The 17442-nt window shown below is 34.1% G+C and carries 19 protein-coding genes; all 19 read right to left on the bottom strand.

What is annotated here, in order from left to right:
* Nucleotides 1-142: 142 nt before the first annotated feature.
* The 19 genes from BM077_RS07665 to BM077_RS07575 all read right to left on the bottom strand — a co-directional run bounded on the left by BM077_RS07665 (nt 143) and on the right by BM077_RS07575 (nt 17307).
* Nucleotides 143-1342, bottom strand: a complete 1200-nt coding sequence (locus BM077_RS07665) for an acetate/propionate family kinase (protein ID WP_089749191.1) — start codon at nt 1340-1342, stop codon at nt 143-145.
* A gap of 43 nt (nt 1343-1385) precedes the next feature.
* Nucleotides 1386-2390 carry a phosphate acetyltransferase gene (gene pta / locus BM077_RS07660; RefSeq protein WP_089749190.1) on the bottom strand — a complete coding sequence of 335 codons (1005 nt, stop codon included), beginning with the start codon at nt 2388-2390 and terminating at the stop codon, nt 1386-1388.
* A gap of 255 nt (nt 2391-2645) precedes the next feature.
* Nucleotides 2646-3545 carry a LysM peptidoglycan-binding domain-containing protein gene (locus BM077_RS07655; protein ID WP_089749188.1) on the bottom strand — a complete coding sequence of 300 codons (900 nt, stop codon included), beginning with the start codon at nt 3543-3545 and terminating at the stop codon, nt 2646-2648.
* 121 nt (nt 3546-3666) lie between these two features.
* Nucleotides 3667-4419: a sulfite exporter TauE/SafE family protein gene (locus BM077_RS07650; RefSeq protein ID WP_089749186.1), complete on the bottom strand. Its 753-nt coding sequence runs from the start codon at nt 4417-4419 to the stop codon at nt 3667-3669.
* A gap of 164 nt (nt 4420-4583) precedes the next feature.
* Entirely contained in the window at nt 4584-5312 is a 729-nt protein-coding gene (gene hisIE / locus BM077_RS07645) for a bifunctional phosphoribosyl-AMP cyclohydrolase/phosphoribosyl-ATP diphosphatase HisIE (RefSeq protein WP_089749184.1), read from the bottom strand.
* Nucleotides 5309-6082: an imidazole glycerol phosphate synthase subunit HisF gene (hisF, locus tag BM077_RS07640; RefSeq protein ID WP_089749182.1), complete on the bottom strand. Its 774-nt coding sequence runs from the start codon at nt 6080-6082 to the stop codon at nt 5309-5311. Before hisF ends, hisIE begins: the two co-directional genes overlap by 4 nt.
* 10 nt (nt 6083-6092) lie before the next feature.
* Nucleotides 6093-6818, bottom strand: coding sequence for a 1-(5-phosphoribosyl)-5-[(5-phosphoribosylamino)methylideneamino]imidazole-4-carboxamide isomerase (gene hisA, locus BM077_RS07635; protein ID WP_089749180.1), 726 nt, complete (start codon nt 6816-6818; stop codon nt 6093-6095).
* Complete coding sequence (gene hisH / locus BM077_RS07630) at nt 6818-7426, bottom strand: imidazole glycerol phosphate synthase subunit HisH (protein ID WP_089749178.1); 609 nt, start codon at nt 7424-7426, stop codon at nt 6818-6820. Before hisH ends, hisA begins: the two co-directional genes overlap by 1 nt.
* 22 nt (nt 7427-7448) lie before the next feature.
* A complete protein-coding gene (gene hisB, locus BM077_RS07625) occupies nt 7449-8033 on the bottom strand; it encodes an imidazoleglycerol-phosphate dehydratase HisB (protein ID WP_089749176.1) in 585 nt (194 codons plus the stop codon).
* A gap of 22 nt (nt 8034-8055) precedes the next feature.
* On the bottom strand, nt 8056-9351 hold the full coding sequence (gene hisD, locus BM077_RS07620; protein WP_089749174.1) for a histidinol dehydrogenase: 1296 nt from the start codon (nt 9349-9351) through the stop codon (nt 8056-8058).
* On the bottom strand, nt 9344-9994 hold the full coding sequence (gene hisG, locus BM077_RS07615; RefSeq protein WP_089749172.1) for an ATP phosphoribosyltransferase: 651 nt from the start codon (nt 9992-9994) through the stop codon (nt 9344-9346). The genes hisD and hisG overlap by 8 nt, the downstream gene beginning before the upstream one ends.
* A gap of 12 nt (nt 9995-10006) precedes the next feature.
* Complete coding sequence (gene hisZ, locus BM077_RS07610) at nt 10007-11269, bottom strand: ATP phosphoribosyltransferase regulatory subunit (protein ID WP_089749171.1); 1263 nt, start codon at nt 11267-11269, stop codon at nt 10007-10009.
* A gap of 157 nt (nt 11270-11426) precedes the next feature.
* Entirely contained in the window at nt 11427-12026 is a 600-nt protein-coding gene (locus BM077_RS07605; RefSeq protein ID WP_089749169.1) for a cell wall hydrolase, read from the bottom strand.
* A gap of 31 nt (nt 12027-12057) precedes the next feature.
* Entirely contained in the window at nt 12058-12471 is a 414-nt protein-coding gene (gene ndk, locus BM077_RS07600) for a nucleoside-diphosphate kinase (RefSeq protein WP_089749167.1), read from the bottom strand.
* A 94-nt stretch (nt 12472-12565) separates the two neighbouring features.
* Complete coding sequence (locus tag BM077_RS07595) at nt 12566-13255, bottom strand: S-layer homology domain-containing protein (protein WP_089749165.1); 690 nt, start codon at nt 13253-13255, stop codon at nt 12566-12568.
* Complete coding sequence (locus tag BM077_RS07590; RefSeq protein ID WP_089749163.1) at nt 13248-15251, bottom strand: cohesin domain-containing protein; 2004 nt, start codon at nt 15249-15251, stop codon at nt 13248-13250. Before BM077_RS07590 ends, BM077_RS07595 begins: the two co-directional genes overlap by 8 nt.
* Nucleotides 15252-15281: 30 nt before the next feature.
* The gene (locus tag BM077_RS07585; RefSeq protein WP_089749161.1) at nt 15282-16220 is read right to left on the bottom strand and encodes an energy transducer TonB; all 939 of its coding nucleotides are present in this window, start codon (nt 16218-16220) and stop codon (nt 15282-15284) included.
* Nucleotides 16221-16244: 24 nt separating this feature from the next.
* A complete protein-coding gene (locus BM077_RS07580) occupies nt 16245-16655 on the bottom strand; it encodes an ExbD/TolR family protein (RefSeq protein WP_089749159.1) in 411 nt (136 codons plus the stop codon).
* Nucleotides 16636-17307 (bottom strand): MotA/TolQ/ExbB proton channel family protein, encoded by a 672-nt coding sequence (locus BM077_RS07575; RefSeq protein WP_089749157.1) that lies wholly within the window; start codon nt 17305-17307, stop codon nt 16636-16638. The genes BM077_RS07580 and BM077_RS07575 overlap by 20 nt, the downstream gene beginning before the upstream one ends.
* Nucleotides 17308-17442 lie beyond the last annotated feature (135 nt).

Here is a 17442-nt window from a genome sequence, read left to right as displayed (position 1 = left end):
CAAGGTTTAAAAAAAATTTTTGCAATAAGCTTCTTAATTAGTTTATCTAATATTAGGTATATTTATTATTAAAAATAGCTTCTAGCACACATAAACTTGAGCTAGAAGCCATAATTTTTACTTAAATTTAAACTTAAATTATTTATTCTTCTTCTACTAGTCGTTTAGTATCGCGAGCAATCATTAATTCCTCGTTAGTCGGCACTACCATGGCTATAGTATCTGAGTCGTCAGTTGTAATTATCTGTTCTTCTCCTCGAATATCATTCTTCTCTTTATCTAACTTAACACCTAAATAATTCAATCCTTCCAAAATATCTTCCCTAATTTCAATTCCATTTTCACCTATCCCAGCAGTAAAGACAATAACATCTACCCCACCTAAGACAGCAGAATAAGAACCAATATACTTCTTCACCCGCTGGCAGAAAAGATCAATAGCTAGTTGAGCCCGTTCGTTACCTTCTTTAGCTGCTTCCTCTAAATCTCTAAAGTCATTACTAATTCCAGACACTCCCGCTACGCCGCTCTCTTTATTCATTAGATTATCTACTTCATTAATATCTAAATCTTTTTTATCCATCACAAATGGAATTATTGCCGGGTCAATATCCCCGCAACGAGTTCCCATTACCAAACCCTCTAACGGTGTTAAACCCATACTAGTATCAATTACTTTGCCACCATCAACAGCAGCCATACTAGCACCATTCCCTAAATGACAAGTAATTATCTTCAGTTCTTCAATCGGTTTATTAAGTATTTCTGCTACCCTTTGAGAAACGTATTTATGAGAAGTACCATGGAAACCATAACGACGAATTCCATGCTCTTTATACAATTCATGAGGTAAAGCATATATATAAGATTTAGCCGGCATCGTCTGGTGAAATGCCGTATCAAAGACAGCTACATCTGGTGTTTCAGGCATCATCTCTTGGCTAACTTCAATTCCTAATAAGTTAGGTGGATTATGTAACGGAGCCAAATCTTTAACTGCATCAATAGCATTATAAACCTCATCATCAATTAAAACTGAATCAGCAAACTTCTCACCACCATGTACAACTCGGTGTCCGACAGCATTAATTTCATCCATACTTTCAATTACACCATGCTTATCATCTAAAAGAGCATCAATCACCATCTTAATAGCTACACTATGGTCAGCAATCTTATTTTCAATCTTAACCTCTTCACCGCTAGTAGGTTCATGCTCTAGAAAAGCACCATCAATACCGATTCTCTCTACTAAACCTTTAGCTAACACAGATTCATCTTCCATATTAATTAGTTGATACTTTAATGAAGAACTTCCACAATTAAGTACTAAAACTCTCATAAATTAATATCCTCCCTCTAGGTTATCTCTTAGTAATTTAATTTTAGTTATCTTTAAAGACAGCTTGTACAGCTGTAATTGCCGCTACTGTTACTATATCATCTACACTACATCCTCGTGATAAATCATTAGCAGGTAAAGCAGTCCCTTGAATTAATGGACCAAAGGCATCAGCTTTAGCTAATCTCTGCACTAGCTTATAAGCAATATTTCCTCCATTTAAATCAGGAAAGATTAGAACGTTAGCTTTACCAGCCACATCACTATCTGGTGCCTTCTTAGCTCCAATCTCCGGCACTAAAGCAGCATCAGCTTGCATCTCTCCATCAACTTGTAATTCTGGTGCTTTTTCTTTACAAATTTCAGCTGCTTTTTTCATCTTATCTACCAATGGATGTTCAGCACTTCCTTTAGTAGAAAAAGATAACATAGCAACTACTGGCTCTTCCCCCGTTAATGCTTCAAAAGTTTCCGCTGAGGAAATAGCTAATTCTGCTAATTCTTCTGGAGACCCCTCGGGAAAGACACCACTATCAGCAAATAACATCTTACCATTAACACCATATTCACAATCTGGCACAATCATTAAGAAAGAACCAGAAACTATAGAAACATCATCGGCTGTACCAATTATTCTGATTACTGGACGCAAGACATTAGCCGTAGTATTTAATGCACCTGCTACCATCCCGTCCGCTATCCCTTTCTTAACTAGCATAGCTCCAAAATAGAGTGAATCTGTCATTTGTTTTTTTGCTTCTTCCTTCGAAATCCCCTTATGCTTCCTTAATTCATAATAGGATTGACCAAATTCATCTAATTTTTCAGCTGTTTCTGGATTAATTATCTCTGCTCCAGAAATATCTACTCCTTCTTGTTTAGCTATACCATTTAATTCATCCTCATCACCTAATAAAATAACTTCAGCCAATCCCTCTTTTAAAATTTCAGGAGTAGCTTTAATCATTCTTGGTTCTATTCCCTCTGGTAACACAATAGTCTTACCTGCTGCTTTAGCTTTTTCTTTAATTTCTGCTACAAATCCCATTAATATATCCTCCTTCTTCCTATATTGAATAATTATTTAAATTATGATGATTTGTACTACCTTAATACAATACTACACTATATATATAGTTTCCTTGTTTTATGCTAATTTATGTCTAAAGATTCTATTTTCTGAATTTAATAATTATTAGTAAAATATATATGATTCTTTTATAAGTGCTAAACTAAATTTTAATAAATTAGCTAAAGATGGCTACTGAATCAGCAGCCATCTTTTAGATAAGTTTTTTAATTTTTAAAATCTAATCCTTATTCTATCTTCATCTAAAGTTACTCCATCTGATGCAAATTCTAACATATAAGTTCCTTCTTCAGGTAATTGTTCTTTTGGTACTTCAATCAAATGGTAACCTCTTCTTTTTCGTTCTACTTCTGCCCTAATAACCATATCATCAGCAAGACTCAATTCATCAATATCATATTCAATACCACCAATAACTATATTGTCATTAAAGTCAATACCTCTCGGTACTGGAATATCAAATGAGTCTAATCTTCTTCTTAATTGTCTTCTGCTGACAGCTCCAAAGAGCCTATCTTCAACTGAGCCTGTAAAGTTAATAGTATTATCTTGCGCTATAGTTTCAAAATCTAAGTCTCCTTCTCCTGGTTCTGGACAAGGGATAATCAATATCCTTCCTGGGAAGATTAAATCAGGATTTCTAATACTATTATAGAAGACTAATTCATTAACAGTTGTATTAAACCTTTGCGCTAATTCAAATAATGTATCCCCTTCTTCTACTGTATACCTGAAGAAGCAATCAGGTGGTGATGGAAGCAGAATAGGCAAATTAATTATCATTCCTGCTTCGATTTCATCAGGGTCTTCAATATCCGGATTAACTCGTAATAGATTAGCTACAGTGGTGCCATACTTTTGTGCAATCAAGAATAAAGTTTCTCCTGGTTGCACAACATGCTGTGCTAAATTAACAGTTGGCGGTGGTGGTACTGGTTCTAATTCATCAATTAATTCATTTAACATGTCAATTTGATTTCCTTGACATCTAATTAATTGATCAACTATTTCATTTAAATCCCTATCTGTTACTTGACTGTCTAACCGTCTATATAAGGAAAGTAATTCCCTTTCTCTACTTAAAATTTCACGTGCTGTTTCTAAACCTGGCATTTTTCAACCTCCTTTTATTCATCTGTAGTACATATATATGTAATAATCGTATCTTTGTGTATGTAAATTATTTAAAATACTAAGGAGGTTATCAATTAAAATTTATTAGTATTATGATGATTTAAATACCTAATAACAACTTTCCAGCCATGATTAATACTGCAATTGTAAGTATAACACGAATCCATTTATCTCCTTTATTAACTGCAAAATTACTACCTAAATAGGCACCTAAGCTATTTCCTACAGCCAAAACTAAACCTAACATCCAATCAATTTTGCCATTACTAATAAATACTGCTAATGAAGATATCGTATATACTGCAATAACAAAGACTTTAATACTATTAATTCTTACTAAAGAAAGTCCTGTAATTAAAGATAATGTAACAATAAATAAGAAACCTACTCCTGCTTGAATGAATCCACCATAAATTCCTACAAAAAAGAAAGCAACCATTGCACCTAACTGTCGTCTAGAGCTTAACTTTTCTATAGTAGACTCTAATCTCTTCTTCGGATTATAAAGGATAAGAGCTAATACTACAATCATTACTATCCCTAAAATTTTATTAAAGAGTTCTTCTGGCAAGTTAACAGCAATACTTGAACCAATGATCGCACCTGCAAATGCTGGAATACTCAACTTTAAGCTAAATTTGAAATCAGAATATCCTTTTCGTTTAAAGTTGGTAACTGCTACAATATTCTGCACTAAGATTGCAATTCGATTAGTTCCATTCGCAACTGCAGAAGGTAATCCTAAAAAAATTAAAGCCGGAATTGCAATTAAAGAACCTCCACCAGCTAAAGTATTTAAAAACCCCGCTGCAGTTCCTGCTAACAAAATTAGAATTAATTTAAACGCTGACATCTTTTTTCCACTCCTATTTCATTTAGATTTTGAATAATGTTATTCAATTGAATTTGAAAGTTTATTCTGCATCTATATATTTTATATGCGAAAGAGATAGCTCCTAAATATAGGAACTATCTCCTGATCAAATATCTTCATTAAAAACTACTCTCTTTACAACCTTACTTGCCAAATCTATCAGCTAACTCATTATAAATCTGATTTAAATTAATCTGATGATAATTAAGCAAGACCAGCAAATGATATAATAGGTCTGAAACCTCATAAATAATCTCATCATCTTCATCATTCTTAGAAGCAATAATCACTTCTGCTGCTTCTTCACCTATCTTCTTAAGAATCTTGTCCAATCCTTCATCGAATAAATAACAAGTATAAGAACCTTCTACTGGATTCTTCTTACGATCTAGTACTACTTGATAAATTTCTTGTAAGATTAGAGGTAACTGTCCTTGTGGTACCAATTGATTCTTATTCTGTGCTTCGCCAGTTGAAGTTTCATCTGTCTTCTCTTCATAAACTTCTCCTGGGTCAAATACTTTCTCACCCTCTTCCTCAAACTCTAAATCAGAATTTAAGTGTTGATAGAAACAAGAATAATAACCAGTATGACAAGCACCACCAGTCTGCTTTACTTTAACCAATAAAGTATCGCCATCACAATCGATAGAGATATCTTCTACTTGCTGTAAATGTCCAGAAGATTCTCCTTTTCTCCATAATTTCTGTCGGCTACGACTCCAAAACCAAGTATAACCGGTTTCAATAGTTCTCTTGACAGCCTCTTCATTCATATAGGCCATCATCAATACTTTATCACTTTCGACATCCTGAATAATTGCTGGGATTAATCCCTTATCATTAAAATTTAAACTTGTTAAGTAACTCATATCCTAACTACTACCCCCTCTTTTTGTAGATATTCTTTAACTTCTTGAATTGAATATTCATCAAAGTGAAAGATTGAAGCTGCTAATGCAGCATCCGCTTCTCCATCTACAAAAGCATCTAGGATATCATCAGGGCTACCTGCCCCTCCAGATGCTATTACTGGAATATCTACACTACTTGAAATAGCACAATTTAACTCGTTATCATATCCATCTTTAGTCCCATCTCCATCCATGCTAGTCAACAAAATCTCACCGGCTCCCAAATCTTCAGCTTTTTTAGCCCACTCTACAGCATCTAAACCAGTAGCCTTGCGTCCACCATGGATGTATACTTCCCATTCTGGATTATCATCTGCACTATCTTCTTTTCTTTTGGCATCAATTGCTACGACAATACATTGACTACCAAATCTTTTTGCTCCTTGGGCAATTAAATCCGGATTCTTAACAGCTGCCGAATTAATTGACGTCTTGTCGGCACCTGCTTTTAAAAGTTCACGCATATCATCTACCGTTCGAATTCCTCCTCCAATAGTAAAAGGAATAAAGACCTTCTCAGAGGTTCGCTTAACCACATCAACCATTGTCTCCCGTTTCTCTGATGAAGCAGTAATATCTAAAAACACTAATTCGTCGGCACCTGCTTGATCATAAAAAGCAGCCAATTCTACCGGGTCACCAGCGTCCCTAATATCAACAAAATTAATCCCCTTCACCACTCTACCCTTATCGACATCGAGACAAGGAATTATTCGTTTAGCTAACATATTTTACACCTCACTTGCTACTAACTTCGATTGCATCTTCTAAATCTAAATTACCACTATATAATGCTTTACCTGTAATTACACCTTTAACGCCAAACTCTTCTATCTTTTGCAATGCTTCAATATCAGCTAACTTAGATACTCCTCCAGAAGCGATTACTTTTAATTCTGTCTCTTGTGCTAACTCCTGAGTGCTCTCTATATTAGGACCACTAAGAGTACCGTCTTTACTAATATCGGTAAATACTACCCACTCTACTCCTCTTTCCTTCATCGCATTACCTAGTTCAACAGCAGTAGTATCCGAAGTTTCTAACCAGCCTTCAGTAGCTACATAACCATCCTTAGCATCAATACCTACTACTATTGCCTTCGAGCCAAATTCTTCGATCGCATCTACCACTAATTCTGGATTCTCTATAGCTGCAGTACCAATAATCACACGTTCTACACCAATCTCTAAGTATTGCTTAATCGTCTCTAAGTCTCTAATTCCCCCGCCAACCTGTACCGGCAAATCAACTTCATCGGTAATTTCAGAAATCAAGCCTAAATTCTGTGGTTTCCCATCTAAAGCGCCATCTAGATCAACAATATGTAGTCTTGTCGCTCCTTTATCAGCCCATAATTTAGCCATCTCTAATGGCTCACCATAAACTGTCTCCTGCTCAAAATCTCCTTTATATAACCTTACACATTTCCCATTACGAATATCTATTGCTGGAATAACCTCCACTATATCAACTCCCCAAAATTACGTAAAATCTGCAATCCTTTCTGACTACTCTTCTCTGGATGATATTGAACAGCATAAATATTATCTTTTTGTATACTCGATACAAACTCAATACCATAATCAGTTGTAGTAGCTACCACTTCCTCATCATCAGGAAGAACATAATAAGAATGAACGAAGTATTGGAAAGTTCCTGACTCCAATCCTTTAAATATCTCCGTCTCTTTCTTTATCTCTAATTGATTCCAACCCATATGCGGTATCTTCTTATCCAAATCGCTAGGAAACTTAACTACATTTCCCGAAATAATATCTAAACCCTCTTGAGTTCCCCACTCCTCACTAGTAGAGAAGAGCAAATGAAGTCCAAGGCAGATACCTAAGAATGGCGTTCCTTTGTTTACTACTTTCTTAATCACAGGAATCAACCCAGTAGAATCCAAATTATCCATAGCATCACCAAAAGCACCTACACCTGGTAAAACAACCCCATCTGCCTCTAATATTTCATCAGCATCAGAAGTGATTTGAGCTTCAACTCCTACTTTTTCAAATCCTTTCTGCACACTACGCAGATTACCCATGCCATAATCTATAATCGCAATCACAATCTCACCTCGCTATCGCCTATTAAAGTTTCCCTTTCGTTGACATCACTCCGTCAATACGGTCATCCTTCTCTACTGCTTGCCTTAGTGTTCTCCCTAATGCTTTAAAAGCTGCTTCAATGATATGATGAGTATTCTCTCCCGCTAATTGACGTAAGTGAAGAGTAATACCTCCATTATAACTAACAGCTCGCATAAATTCCCTTACTAATTCTGTATCGAAGTCTCCTACTCGCTCTTTAGTTAATTCTAGTCCATATGCTAAGTATGCTCTACCACTTAGATCTAGTGAAACTGAAATTAAAGCTTCATCCATAGGAACATATTCTGTACTATAACGCTTAATTCCTGCTTTATCTCCTACTGCTTCATTAATAGCTTTCCCTAAACAGATTCCGATATCCTCGACTGTATGGTGAGCATCAATTTCTAAGTCACCACTAGCTTCTAATTCTAAATTAAATAGTCCATGCTTAGTAAATAAGTCTAACATATGGTTTAAGAAAGGAACGCCAGTATTGATTTGGCTTCTCCCTTCCCCATCTAAGTCCAAATTTAATTTAATATCCGTTTCAGATGTTTGGCGTTTGATCTCTGCACTTCTCATTCTATCCTTCCTTTCTCAACTTCTACTCTTCAAATCTAACTCGGACTGAGTTAGCATGAGCATCTAAACCTTCTACTTCAGCCAACTTAATAGCTTTATCTTTTACTTTAGCTAAGCCTTCTTTCGAATAAGAAATAATACTGGACTTTTTAACAAAGTCATCTATATTTAATGGCGAATAAAATCTAGCTGAACCTCCTGTTGGCAAGACATGATTAGGACCAGCAATATAATCTCCTATTGGCTCTGCAGTATAATGTCCTAAGAAGATAGCACCGGCATTCTTAATCTTGCCTAACGCCTCGAATGGTTTGTCTACTGCTACTTCTAAGTGTTCAGCAGCAAAGCGATTAGTAATTTCGATTGATTCTTCTAAATTTTTAGTTAAGATAATAGCACCGTAATCTTCAATCGCTTGTCCCGCAATCTCCTTTCTAGATAATTCAGCTAACTGCTCTTCTAATTCTACCTTAACTTCATTAGCTAATTCCTTAGAATCGGTCACTAAGATTGACGATGCCATTGGATCATGTTCAGCCTGTGATAAGAGATCAGCAGCTACATGACGTGGAACTGCGGTTTTATCAGCTAAAACTAATACTTCACTAGGTCCAGCTAACATATCAATATCTACATAACCATAAGCTAACTTTTTAGCCAGAGTAACATAAATGTTGCCAGGTCCTACTATCTTATCTACCTTAGGAATAGTCTTCGTCCCAAAAGCCAAGGCTCCTACTGCTTGCGCTCCACCTACTTTGTAGATCTTATCTACTCCTACCTTATCTGCTGCTACTAAAGTATAAGGGTTCATCTCTCCTGTCTCACTTGGTGGCGAAACCATCACTACTTCCTCAACTCCTGCTACTTTAGCTGGAACCCCATTCATTAATACCGAAGATGGATAAGCCGCTGTACCACCAGGTACATATAGTCCTACCTTCTCTAATGGTCGAAAGACTTGACCTAAAATGACTCCATCTTCGTCAGTCTTCATCCACCCTTCCCTCGTCTGACGTTCATGAAAATCTTTTATATTATTAATTGCCGTTTCTAAAGCAGCTAGGAATTCATCATCTACTTTCGTATACGCTTCTTTAATCTCTGCTTCTGAAACTAACTGTTCTTTAGCACTGAATTCTGCTTGGTCAAACCTAGCTGTATAATCTAAAACGGCTTCATCTCCATTTTGTTGGATATTATCTAAAATATCTTGCACTGCTTCTAACTTTTCTGGTTCATCAAACGAAGAACGATTTAATACCTTCTCTAACTCCTTTTCTACCCCTTTTGCATTAGCTTTAATTAATCTAATCATCTCTTTCTCCCAAACCCCTTTCTATTCCTTTAATAATCTCCTGTACTTCATTAAATCGCGTCTTATAGCTAACCTTATTAACTATTAACCTTGCTGAAGATTTAGCAATTTCAGCAATCTCAATTAGATTATTTTCCCGCAAAGTAGTTCCAGTAGAAGTAATATCTACAATCATTTCTGCCAAATCGACGGCTGGCGCTAATTCAATAGAACCATTTAGCTTAATGGTTTCTACTTGAATTCCATGTTGATTAAAGAACTTCTCTGCTGTCTTAGGATACTTACTAGCTACTCTTCCCTTAGCTGGTAGCTCTTCTAAAGTAGTGATTCCTCTTTCCTTAGGTACTGCTACCACTAAACGACAAGCACCTAATCCTAAATCGACTACTTCACAAACATTCTTGCCTGCTTCTAATAAGACATCTTTTCCAGCAACTCCGATATCGGCTGCTCCATACTCTACATATGTAGGTACATCTACTGCTTTAGATAATATAAACTTAAATTTACCATCTTTACTATTTAATATTAACTTTCTCGAATCATCACTTAACTCCTCTTTAACTACCCCAGCTTTTCGCAAAATATTAACAACTGGGTCAAAGAGCCTTCCTTTCGGTAAAGCAATCTTTAATGGAACCATCTATAAAACCTCCTAGCTGATTTTAATAACTTCTATACCTAATATCTCTTCAACAGAGTATTGATAATTATCTACTTTATCTTCTGAACCTAAGTAAAGAACTTGATTAAAGTTCTTTTCTCTTGCATACTTGATACTCTCATCTATACTACATTCTTCTACCTCTAAAACTACTGCTTTTTCATTTGCTCTTAGTTTTGTAGCAAGATTAATTGTTTCTTCTTTTTTGTTCTCTTCATAACAGAGAAATATTCTTTCTTCTTGAATTGGCAGCTGAATATTTTGATTCTCTAATGAGAGTAATAACCTATCTATTCCTACTGCAAAACCAGTAGCTGGACTCTCAGTTCCAAACTGTTCAAGTAAGTTATCATAACGTCCTCCGCCACAGATAGTAAACCCTAAATCTTGTGTATATCCTTCAAAAACCATTCCAGTATAATAATCAAGACCTCGATTTATACTAAGGTCTAGATGAATATATTCTGCCACTCCTGTATTTTCCAAGTTTTGGTATATATCATCTAGATTATCTAAAGCCGCTTCAGATTTCTGATTATTAATGAACTTTCTAGCTTTATTTAAAATCTCTTTTCCACCTCTTAACTCAGGTAATACAAGTATACTCTCTTTCTGAACCTCTGTTAAATCTGCATTAGCTATTAATTCTTTTAATGCTACAAAATCCTTATTTGCTAATACCTTTCGTAACTTCCCCTTTGCTTCACTATCTAATTCGAGTTCTTCCATGAGACCTATAAAGTAATCTATTTGTCCAATATCAATATAAAAATTCTCTAAACCTACACTCTTTAAAATTTGCACAGCAATCGCTATAATTTCAGCATCAGCTAAAGAATCTTTAGCTCCAATTAACTCAATACCTGCTTGATAGAATTCTCTCTGTCTTCCAGCCTGAGTTGCTTCATACCTAAAGACATTAGCTTGGTAAGATAGCCGTAATGGTCTTGGTACTTCTTTCATTCGATTTGCTACTAATCTAGCAATCGGTGCTGTCATTTCTGGTCTCAAGGCTAGTATATGACCATCACGATCAAAGAATTTATACATCTTTTCTTGCAATTTAGCTCCAGTGCCAACTGATAGAGCGGCAAAAAACTCAAAAGTTGGCGTTACAACCTCATCATAACCCCAATTAGTAAAAATAGAGTTAATCTTATTCTCTAAATATCGCTTCTTCTTAGCATCTAGAGGTAAATAATCTTTAGTTCCATTAGGTGTCTGCATTTTAGTAAAACTTAATTCTTTTTCCATTTTGTTCACCTCTTTATTAGTTTAACACATTAAAGTAATGATATACTAAAATATAACATACTCTATTCTTAATGTCAACTACTTTAGCAAATTTAATTATAAAATTAAATAAAAGACCTCTAACATTTAATAATTAAATGTTAGAGGTCTTAATTTCTTACTTAGCAAACGTATGGTTTGCTATCTTAACTGTGGTTTCCCTAGTAGATAACCACCATAATGTCTTAGCTTTCTTAGGGTTATAAAAATATATTGCCCCTTTAGATGGGTCTCTACCATTTAAAGCTTCTTTAGCTGCTTTATATGCAGTCTTGTTCGGCTTTAAATTAATCTGACCATTCTTTACTGAAGTAAATTGTCCTTTTTGATAGACAACACCACGGATAGTATTAGGAAATCCGGAGTTTTCTACACGATTTAAAACTACAGCTCCTACTGCAACTTGTCCTTCATATGGTTCTCCTCTTGCTTCAGCATGAATAACTTTAGCTAGCATCCTTAATTCACTATCTGCAATTTCTCCTGTCTCAACTTGTCCTCTTTCAACGCTTTCTTTTCCATCAGCATATTTAGTTATTAAAGTAAGTAATAAGAATAGTGCTACTCCTTTATAAGCATCCTTATTAGTAAGCTCTGCAGCATAAGCAGTTGAATTATTGGCAACTGGCAATATCACAGATAAATACGGAAATATTAAAGTAAATACTAAAGTGAATATTAAGACTTTTATATTAAATAATTGCTGTAGTTTATTCATAGATAATTACTCCTTTTTCCGAATTAAGATTTTATACTAATTCGTCTTCTGTAAAGAATAAGTTGATCTCTCTTTCTGCACTTTCTTGTGAATCAGAACCATGTACAACATTCTCATCAATAATTAATGCATAATCTCCTCTAATAGTACCTGGCTTTGCTTCAAATGGATCAGTAGCTCCCATCATATTTCTAACAGTCTTAATTGCTTGTGCTCCTTCTACTACCATAGCTACTACTGGTCCAGAAGTAATAAATTCTTTTAAATCTGGAAAGAAAGGTTTATCAACATGTTCAGCGTAATGTTCTTTAGCTAATTCATCAGAAATCTGTAACATCTTCATAGCTTTAATATTTAAACCTCTCTCTTCAACTCTACTAACCACCTTTCCAACTAAATTTCTTTTTACTCCATCTGGTTTAATCATAAAAAACGTCTGTTCCACACTTATTCCCTCCTATAGATTTTTATATTGTATCTAAAGATTAAAAACTTTTAAACTAAATAACTTAATTCAATTACACAAAAGCATTAGTTAATTATTGACTACTAATTAATAAGGCTGCTACTCCAATTAGAGCAAATTTCCAATTCTTCACTTTATTTTGTAATCCAGAATTTTCGGCTTTAGTATCTGCTAATTTTTCTTCTAATGCTGTTACTCTATTGCTTAAATTTTGATTCTGTCTTTCTATTCTATTTAATCTAGCGTTGAGATTATTTTCAATCTCTACCCTAATATCTTCTATTATTTTATCAACTTCTTTTCTAACTTCCATTAATTCTCCTTTGGTACTAACTAAATCTTCCTTAATAATCTTATTCTTTTCTTCCAACTTTTTAATCCTTTTATTAAAAATATCTGTTTGTTGATTTAATTCTACTAACTCAGTCCTAAATTCAGTAGACAGTTTACGTAAAGTTTTAATATCACTTTTAGAAGCGTTAACCTTTTCTTGGTCAATAGCCACTAAAATCTTAGCTACAACTTCAGCTAATTGATACCTATTAACTTTCTTTTCACCTTTAAACGTATTATCCTCATATAAAGACATTAATCCATTATCTACTAATTTTTTGACATCTTGATATGCCCAATGACTCTTAGGGACATCTTTAATCTTTTCTACTGCTAAGGCTGGAAGAGTAAAAGTTAAAATCATGCTTATAACAATTAATGTACTAATTAACCTCTTCATTCTTATTTCATCTCCTTCTTTATTAATCATATTCTTCTCCACCTTTAATTACCAAGTCTAAACCTTGACTATTATAATCAACTTCATTACCCGCTTCATTCTTTACCGATAACTCATTTAATTTAAAGTTAGCTGCTCCGGCCTTCTTCACTTTAAAATACATTACAGCAATAGTATCAGAAGTATTTCGTTCCTTATCTAAGTTACCAGCTAAAGTAATCAATCCTTTTTGGTTATCTATTGATGGCTGTTGCCAATTTAATAATCTATTTCCTTCAACAAATAATGTTCCTCTTGAAACATAAACAGCTTCTAAATTATCTGTGTCATACTTTAGTTTAGAATGAAATCTATAAAAATCTTTAATATTAGCTGCTCTAAAGATTACTTTTAAATAATTCCCTACTTCAACATCTCTATTCTGCGCCTCTAAATAGATTACCGGTTCTAATTTAGGTACGGTTAAAAAATTTAACTTCGATTTTGAAGTAGTATTAATTGAATTTAATTTAATAGCGTAAGGCAATTCACCATTAATTCCAGTAGCTTCAACCTGCCAAGGAATCTCTAACTCTTCTTTCGCTTCTAAATAACCTAAATACTTTACTTTTTTCTCACCATTAACTAACTTTAATCCTGGTGGTAAAATTATAGAAACCGTAGGGTCATAAGCCATAGACGCTCCACTATTCTTTATATTAGCTACTACCTTAAATGGATTTGGATTTAAAATTTTATCTTTTACCTTTAATTCCTTAGGACCTAATACTGATAGCTCTAATTTCGGCGGCCCAACAACCTTAACTGACCTATCAACCGAATTATCATCAGTATTATCAGCAATTACTTTTACAGTATACTTTAATCCTTCTCCTGTTCCTTCCTTAGGAACTACTTCCCATACTACCTGTCCAGTTGAACTAGGTTTTAAATTACCTAATTTTTTATCTCGATTTTCTCCCTCTGCTAAAGTTAGTTCTGGTGGCAATTCGATCTTAGCCACTACTTCTTTAGCCTTGATTTCTGCAGTGTTTTGGATATATGCAACAACTGGAAATGATTTCGTCTGTTTATCCAAGACTACTTCTGCTGGTGAACTAACGCCTAAGGATAAGATTCCTGGTACAATCGTAATTCCACCTAATCCATAATTAGTAATATAAGTTCTACTCTGTCCAGGAGGTATAGAGTTCGGTTCCCAAAAGAGAGCCAAAGCACTATCTAGTTGAAACTCACCTTTACGCATAAATTTCTCTCCAGGATTATAATCAAAGTTCCATACACCATCAGCTAGACTACCCCAGTCTGCAAAATAAAGCTTATCAGGTGCAGTTACCTGGTTACCTCTAACTGTTCCTTGAGCAGTTACATGGGGATTAGTTAACTGGTCAAACGCTTGCCAAAAAACTGGCAATTCATTCTTAGTATATACTTTATCACTAATAACTGAATTAGCTCCAATTCTAAAAGGCGCACCATCATTAGTACCTAACATGGTATCTAACATAACTCGCAACCCAACTTTATGACGCTGCTTACCATTATTTTTAATCTTATACTTGATCTGAGCAGTATCTGGTAGACCAGTAGTATTACTCTTAACAAAACTTAAACTCTGAATTACAGTTATATCACCATACTTATAAACAGTTTCAATACCACCTTGGTCGGTTATGTAAGGAGCCTTTACTTGTGTACCATACTTCCCAAATTGTCCAGCCCGTTTCTCCGTTTTACCCCCAAAAATATAATTTTCTCCATCAATCTTTATCGTTGTATAAGAAGTCCATGGTTTAGGTCTTCCATAAATTAAAGGTTTACCATTATCACTATTACGAACTGGATTACCTCCGGTAACATCAACAGCAAATCTGCCATTATTCTCTTTATCTTGATTAACAATAATTGAAATATAATTATTCTTAATCTGCAAATTGCCATTTTTATCAATTGCTGCATAACTAATATTACTTAGGAATAATATTGATATTAATATAAGTATTATTCCCAGTTTCTTTTGTCTCATACTTTAGTCACCTCTTAATTTGCTTAATTATTATAAATCAAGCTTATTAAATTGAACCTTTACATTCTCTCCTGCCTGGAAATTTATAGTTAAGAAGACTGAATAACTATTGATAGCCGTATGAAAGTTCCAACCTCTCTCTACTGTTAATTTAGCTACTCCATCTAAACTACTATTTCCTGAAGATTTAAGAATTCTAATATCCATAATCTTTCCTGTTGCACTCACATCAACTCTTAGCTTAACAGTTCCTTCTACATTCTGATTAGCTGCATTTTTAGGATAAACAGGTACTAACTTCTTAGCAACCATCATCTGTGGAGTCTTCTTCTGTGGTTTTGATTCTTCTTTACTATTATCATCTGTATCTTTATTATTAGCTTGACCTGATTTATTATCTGCTTTCTCAGTATTGCTCTGTTGATTTTTAGATTCTGATTTATTTCGATTAGAATCTGCTTTATCATTAGTTTCTCTTTGCTTATTTACCTTATCCTTGCTAACTTCTATCGTCTCTTTACCCTTTTGACTATCCAATACATCCGAAGAAGTTTTAGATTTAGAATTGTTCTTTTCTAACTTGGATTCATTCTGATTAACGTCTTCTTGCTTAGCAACCTTTTGCTCATCTATATTAGTTTTTTCTTTCGGTTCTTTTTTATTACTAGTTTTAGCCTTCTCCTCTTGTTTCTCTTGTTTCTCTTGTTTCTTTTCTTCCTTCTGCTTCTTTTTCTCTTCCTTTTCCTCTTCTTTCTTATCATTTTCATGTTTCTTATTCTTCTTAGTACTATCTTTAGAATCTATTTTTTTAATCACGTTAGGGTCATTCTTTTCTAGTTCAACATACCTTATTACTCCTGGTTGTTCTAATGGAGAAACCTTGAAGCCAGGCTTTGCTTGATAAACACTAGGAAAGAAAGCTAGTATCAAAATATGAATTAACAAAGAAATCAAAATATACCTTTTCATTAAACCAACCACCTTAAATTTTGGTTATTGCTTCTTGATTTCATCATCTGCTGCTAGAGCTAATTTATAAGCACCAACCTGGCGAGCAACATCCATAACCTCAACCACTTCATTATATACTACTTCTCTATCAGCTTTAATAATTACTACTGTTGCTGGGTCTTCTTTAATTTTTGTAGCAATCTTATCTTTTAAACCAGCCTTAGTCAGTAATTTATCATTTAAATAAATATGCCCTTTTGATGATAGATTAACGATTAATTGTTCTTGTTTCTGTTGATTAACAGTTTTAGCTTTTGGTAGGTTAATATCTAATCCTGTAGGGGTAGTCTTAAATGTAGTAAATAGCATAAAAAATACTAACAAGAAGAAGATAACATCGATCATAGGTAAAATCTGAATATTACTCTTCTTTCTAGTACTTCTGTGAAACATATCGTTCACCCCTGATGTTACCACTTTGACTTCTTTTGAAATCATTATTATCTTCAGATAAAAGTTCAATTAATTTAGTTGACCATTGATTCATCTCATTAACTTTCTCTTCTACCTTACTATCTAAATATGTATAGAATAACATAGATGGGATCGCAACTATTAATCCCGTAGCAGTACTAATCAATGCTTCCGCAATTCCCATGCTCAAAGCACTAGGTGCTGCTATTCCCTGTGCTCCCGCCAAAATATTAAAACTATTTATAATTCCTATTACAGTTCCTAATAAACCTAATAACGGAGCCACAGTAACAATAAAGTCTAAAATCCTTAATCTTTTCTCCATAGCTTTAACCTGATCTTGACCAGTTGCCTGAATATATTCTTTTAAAGTCTGCCTATTCTCCCCATAATTTTCTAATCCACTTAAAAACATAGCTGCTATTGGACCATTAGCTTGCTTAGCCTCATTTTTAGCTTTAGAGACCTTACCATTTGAAAGTAATAACTCAATCTTTTTAAACAGTCTAAAATTATTATTGTCCTGCTTGCGAAAATAATAATATCTCTCAATTATAATTGCTAAACTTAACACCGAACAGATTAATAATGGAATCATAGTTGGTCCACCTTTAAGTAAAACCTTCAACATCTAAATTCCTCCTTAAATTAGAATAAATATCGTTCAATTATTAACAAGTTAACAGAATCTAAACTTATTATCATCTACTTCTAATGCTTCGACATAGAAGGAGTGAATTCCTGCAAAAAAATAATTAATGCCTCT

The sequence above is a fragment of the Candidatus Frackibacter sp. WG13 genome (genome assembly GCF_900114655.1).
Lineage (GTDB): Bacteria > Bacillota > Halanaerobiia > Halobacteroidales > Acetohalobiaceae > Frackibacter.
The sequence above is the reverse complement of the archived record's forward strand: the minus strand, read 5'-3'. Positions and strand labels throughout refer to the sequence as shown.